At 40.3% G+C, this 5,177-nt stretch carries 8 protein-coding genes; 6 read left to right on the top strand and 2 right to left on the bottom strand.

Annotation, left to right across the window (positions count from 1 at the left end; all coding sequences use genetic code 11):
* Nucleotides 1–89: 89 nt before the first annotated feature.
* Complete coding sequence (locus tag BO225_RS09805) at nt 90–536, bottom strand: IS607 family transposase (RefSeq protein ID WP_198936126.1); 447 nt, start codon at nt 534–536, stop codon at nt 90–92.
* Nucleotides 537–634: 98 nt separating this feature from the next.
* Between BO225_RS09805 and BO225_RS12890 the strand changes: the two genes are divergently transcribed.
* The 3 genes from BO225_RS12890 to BO225_RS09795 all read left to right on the top strand — a co-directional run bounded on the left by BO225_RS12890 (nt 635) and on the right by BO225_RS09795 (nt 3,260).
* Complete coding sequence (locus tag BO225_RS12890; RefSeq protein WP_083632182.1) at nt 635–925, top strand: cation efflux transmembrane domain-containing protein; 291 nt, start codon at nt 635–637, stop codon at nt 923–925.
* A complete protein-coding gene (locus BO225_RS09800; protein WP_158023831.1) occupies nt 922–1,743 on the top strand; it encodes a cation diffusion facilitator family transporter in 822 nt (273 codons plus the stop codon). The genes BO225_RS12890 and BO225_RS09800 overlap by 4 nt, the downstream gene beginning before the upstream one ends.
* A 164-nt stretch (nt 1,744–1,907) precedes the next feature.
* A complete protein-coding gene (locus tag BO225_RS09795; protein ID WP_076342051.1) occupies nt 1,908–3,260 on the top strand; it encodes an ATP-binding protein in 1,353 nt (450 codons plus the stop codon).
* Between the two features lie 79 nt (nt 3,261–3,339).
* On the opposite strand, the gene BO225_RS09790 is transcribed toward BO225_RS09795, so the two are convergent.
* A complete protein-coding gene (locus tag BO225_RS09790) occupies nt 3,340–3,639 on the bottom strand; it encodes a TspO/MBR family protein (protein ID WP_158023830.1) in 300 nt (99 codons plus the stop codon).
* A gap of 353 nt (nt 3,640–3,992) precedes the next feature.
* Between BO225_RS09790 and BO225_RS09785 the strand changes: the two genes are divergently transcribed.
* The 3 genes from BO225_RS09785 to BO225_RS09775 all read left to right on the top strand — a co-directional run.
* Nucleotides 3,993–4,520 (top strand): IS607 family transposase, encoded by a 528-nt coding sequence (locus tag BO225_RS09785; protein ID WP_198936125.1) that lies wholly within the window; start codon nt 3,993–3,995, stop codon nt 4,518–4,520.
* The gene (locus BO225_RS09780; RefSeq protein ID WP_076340276.1) at nt 4,481–4,768 is read left to right on the top strand and encodes a transposase; all 288 of its coding nucleotides are present in this window, start codon (nt 4,481–4,483) and stop codon (nt 4,766–4,768) included. Before BO225_RS09785 ends, BO225_RS09780 begins: the two co-directional genes overlap by 40 nt.
* A gap of 80 nt (nt 4,769–4,848) precedes the next feature.
* Nucleotides 4,849–5,177: IS3 family transposase (locus tag BO225_RS09775; protein WP_143356701.1), on the top strand; the 329-nt coding region annotated here is incomplete at its 3' end.

Here is a 5,177-nt window from a genome sequence, read left to right as displayed (position 1 = left end):
ATTCTTTGTCATATTGCTTTGCCATTTTTCATTCCTCCTCATTCTGGAATTCAAATTGTTCTTCTTATGACATTCTACCACTTGAATTTTCAGAGGTTTAAGGGATGCACCATTAATACTAAATCCAGATCGAACCCAACCCGGCTCAATCGATCTTTATAGGTAATGATCACAGTCGATACTTTCCCTGCGATCACCAGGTCGAGCAGTTCAAAGAACTCTTTCCTTTTCTCAAAAGATATGCCGCTGGCAATATCCCGAAAAGCACCGGCTACCGGATACCCCTGCTTCATCGCAAAGTTCTGCAGGTTTTCCATCTGATTTTCCAGATCATGTTTCTGTTTGGGCGTCGATACTCGTGCATAGAGATACACTCCCCGTTTTTCGCCTTTGTTGATCAGTGCATAAACAGAATCTTCGTCCCAATCATACTGGCCGGAAGGAAGCTTGTTTGCTTTCAGGATTCCGTCTTTCCTCCATCTGAGCAGGGTGGAGCGGCTGATCTGGAGAATCTTCATTGCTTCATTAGCTTTCATGTAAATATTATATCAGATGATATAAGATGGATATATTAAATTTAAATAATTATTCTATATATCTTTAGCCAAACAAAAAAACGATCTATACTCAAGACATGACCAGAGAAAAGAAAATCATTCAAACGAGCTTGATCGGAGCTGTCGTCAATCTAGTCCTTGTCGTCTTGAAAGCAAGTATTGCCTTGTTGTCCAACTCCATCGACTTCATTCTCGATGCCATCAACAACTTATCCGACACGCTCTCTTCCCTCATCACGATCATCGGAACGAAGCATTCTTTAAAAGCGCCTGATCAAAAACATCCCCTCGGTTATGGCAGGATCGAATATTTGACTTCGTTGATCGTCGCCGCCTTCGTCTTTTGTATGCGGACGGAGAATCTTTGATCGAATCGGTCAAATCGATCCTCGATCCCAAAAAGCCTGTCTATACGACGTGGGGTCTTGCTTTGATCAGCACGACGATCATCGCCAAATTCGCCTTAGGATATTGGACAGAAAAACGAGGCGACACGCTCCAATCCAACGCCCTGATCGCTTCTGGAAAAGATAGCCGCATGGACTCTCTTGTCCCTTTGTCGACTGTCGTATCCGCCCTTTTGTTTATCTTTTTCAAGATCCATTTGAGCGGGTGGCTAGGCCTCATCATTTCATTTTTGATCATCAAATCGGGCATCGAGATCTTGAACGACTCGATCTCCAAGCTTCTTGGAGAACGCGTTTCTGCCACCTTATCCAAACAGATCAAAGAGACGATCGCCCAGATTCCGGGTGTAAAAGGCGTATACGATCTTGTCCTCTCGAATTATGGCCCCAATACAATTATTGGATCGGTCCATATCGAAGTCAACGACACCATGAGCATGAACGAGCTCGATACACTCGAAAGAAATATCGCCAATCAAGTGTATGAGAGATCCAACATCTTTTTGACAGGTATTGGGCTCTATACGAAAAATACAGAAAATACATTTGTTCAATCGATTCAAACGAAAATTCGCCAAAAGATCGAACAAGACCCGCTCATCAAAAACATGCACGGCTTTTATATCGATCCTTCTAAAAAGAAGATCCAGTTTGATGTCGTCTTAGACTTTAAGGAAAAAGACGCCAACAAAAAAAGAAACGAAATCAGCAAACAAGTCAAGACGCTCTTTCCTGATTATTTTATCAACGTGACGATCGATCGAGAAATCAGCGACTAATAAAACAGAAAGCGCTTTTCGCGCTTTTTTCATTATACCAAGAAACGATATCGGAAAATCAGTCTCTAATCGAAAACAAGTTGAAAATAAAAAAACGTTACAAATTGATCAACTTTTTCGCGAAAAACGTTACAATATAGATAAAAAAAGGAGAAAAACGTTACATGCTAAAGCGCAAAATTGTTGATTCGCTGAATCGATGGAAGAACGACAAGCATAAGAAAGCCTGTTGCATCCTAGGTGCTCGGCAAATCGGAAAATCGACATCGATTCGTGAATTTGGTAAACAAAATTACCAACAAGTAATCGAAATCAATTTTATTGAAGATCCTAAAGCTACAACAATTTTTGAAGGAAAATTAAATGAGCGGACTTTACTGGAAAATATTACGGCTTATACCCAAAAAACGATCGTGCGACAAAATACATTATTGATTCTTGATGAAATCCAGGAATGTCCAAATGCTAGAACAGCAATCAAATTTTTGGTTGAAGGGGGGACAATTGATATCGCTGAGACAGGTTCTTTGTTAGGTGTCCGCTATAAAGAAGTTCGTTCCTATCCCGTAGGATTTGAAAAAATAATCAACATGTATCCACTTGATTTTGAAGAGTTTTTATGGGCCGTTGGTGTTCCACTAGAAACAATCGATGTTCTGCGCACTTGTTATGAAAAAAGAATGGCGCCAACTTCCGCAATCCACGAAACGATGATGCAACTATTTTTTTCCTATATGATCGTGGGAGGAATGCCTGAAGTCGTTCAAGACTATATAAATCACTATGATCTAGCACGAGTCAAGATGCTTCAAACAGATATTATTCAATTGTATCGACAAGATATCTCGAAATATGCGCAAGGAAATGAAAAAATAAAGATTAAAGATATTTTTGATTCGATTCCTTCTCAGCTTGATCAAAAAAATAGACGTTTCAAACTTTCGAAGCTCGATAAAAATGGACGTATGAACCGTTATGAGAATGCATTTCTTTGGCTCCAAGAAGCAGGAGTGGCTTTGGCTTGCTTGAACACTAAGGCGCCCGTTTATCCGCTGAAACTAAACACGAAGAGAAATCTATTCAAGCTTTATTTAAATGATACCGGTCTTCTTTGTTCCATGCTTGGAAACATTCAGTTTGAACTTCTTCAAGGAAATACCTCGATCAACCAAGGAAGTATCCTTGAAAATATGTTTGCCCAATGCTTTGCTTCGAAAAATCGCTCTTTATATTATTATGATTCAAAAACGATAGAGCTCGATTTCTTATTGGAAGAAGATAAAAAAATTCAGATCATCGAAATCAAATCGGGCTCTGACTATAAAAAACACCCTTCATTAAATAAGGCGCTTGCTTCGAATTGGAATCTAACTCAAGGGATCGTATTTTCGAAATTCCCATTAGAAGAAGTCGATAATATTTTATATTTGCCTTACTATATGATCTTGTTTTTTGGGAACGTACGCAATCAAGAATCTTTGATTTGGAAAGTCGACCTAGCAAAGCTCTCGATCTAAAAAGCGCAGGAGATTCCTGCGCTTATCCTTTGCTCTTAATTAAGAATTGCGATACCTGCATTTAAATAGGCGGCGAAAGTCACCCCAACAAATAGACCACCATCATCCACATAGCCGCCATGCTGATTGAACTAGCCTTGATCACCAAATAAATGATCATCCCCCATAGCGCCAACAGCCAAACAAAAGCGAACCAGAACCAGTTCAAATTAAAGAAAACTGGCGACCAACAGAAGTTAAAGACTAAAGAAAGTCCATACACGATCAGCCAATTCCGAACGTTAGAATGATCCCGAAATACCGAATGCTCTGCGGACCAAATCATATAGCTAGCTAATCCCATCAAGACATATAGAATCGTCCATACTACCGGGAACAACCACGCGGCGGAGAGAGCGGAGGCTGATTCATTTGCTGAAAAGATTTCATCGCGCTGCCCGTCAAGGCTGCAGCAATCCCACCAACCGCAAGAGGAATGGCGACGCAAAGAACAATACGCCAAACCTTCGAGTATGTTGACGGATTTGTCGTTGTCTCTGTTTTCATATTTTTTACCTCAACTATAAAATTTGATTAAATGCATTTAACGAAGCCATTATAAATAAAATAATCAATATTAAAAAGCCAATTACCTTAAAAAAAAAGAAGACGCATCATTGCGCATCTTCTTGTATATAGAATAATTATTTAAATTTAATATATCTATCTTATACTATCTGATATAATATTTACATGAAAGCTAATGAAGTAATGAAGATTCTCCAGATCAGCCGCTCCACCCTGCTCAGATGGAGGAAAGACGGAATCCTGAAAGCAAACAAGCTTCCTTCCGGCCAGTATGATTGGGACGAAGATTCTGTTTATGCACTGATCAACAAAGGCGAAAAACGGGGAGTGTATCTCTATGCACGAGTATCGACGCCCAAACAGAAACATGATCTGGAAAATCAGATGGAAAACCTGCAGAACTTTGCGATGAAGCAGGGGTATCCGGTAGCCGGTGCTTTTCGGGATATTGCCAGCGGCATATCTTTTGAGAAAAGGAAAGAGTTCTTTGAACTGCTCGACCTGGTGATCGCAGGGAAAGTATCGACTGTGATCATTACCTATAAAGATCGTGGATTTAGTATTAATGGTGCATCCCTTAAACCTCTGAAAATTCAAGTGGTAGAATGTCATAAGAAGAACAATTTGAATTCCAGAATGAGGAGGAATGAAAAATGGCAAAGCAATATGACAAAGAATTTAAGGAACAGGTGATTCAGTATGTACTCGATCATCCAGACCTTGCCTACACCCAGATCGCGCAACAGTTCGGAGTCCATGACACAACAATTGGAGGATGGGTAAAAAGCTATAAAGAGCATGACGATCAGGTCGTCGTAAGAGGATCCGGCAACTATGCCAGCGATGAAGCCAAAGAGATCGCCCATCTTAAAAAGCAGCTCAGAGATACCCAGGACGCGCTCAATGTATTAAAAAAAGCAATCAGTATACTCGGCAAGTAACGGCTCGTCTCCTCTATCGATCGGTCCAGGAATACAAAGAGAAACATCCCAAAGCATCGATAGCGGGTATACTGGCTATATTGGAGAAGAGCCCTTCCGGCTACTACAAGTATTTAAGATCAAAACCATCCAAGACAAAAGTCCGACGGGAAAAAACAAAAAAAGCAATCGTCAAGATCTACAACGATTCGCACCAGCTGTATGGCTCGCCCAAGATCGCAGAGATCCTGCACAAGAAAGGGATCCAAGGATGCCAGAAGTATGTCTATTCGATTATGAAAGAAGCCAATATCAAACCGAAATATCTGAAACACAAGATAAAAACGACCATATCTAAAGGGAATGATCGAAAACTTCACAATCTTCTGAAAAGACAATTCAATCCAAAAGATCCCGACAGTGTATGGTG

Source organism: Dubosiella newyorkensis, from assembly GCF_001945605.1.
GTDB lineage: Bacteria > Bacillota_I > Bacilli_A > Erysipelotrichales > Erysipelotrichaceae > Dubosiella > Dubosiella newyorkensis.
This window is presented reverse-complemented; position numbering and strand designations above follow the sequence as displayed.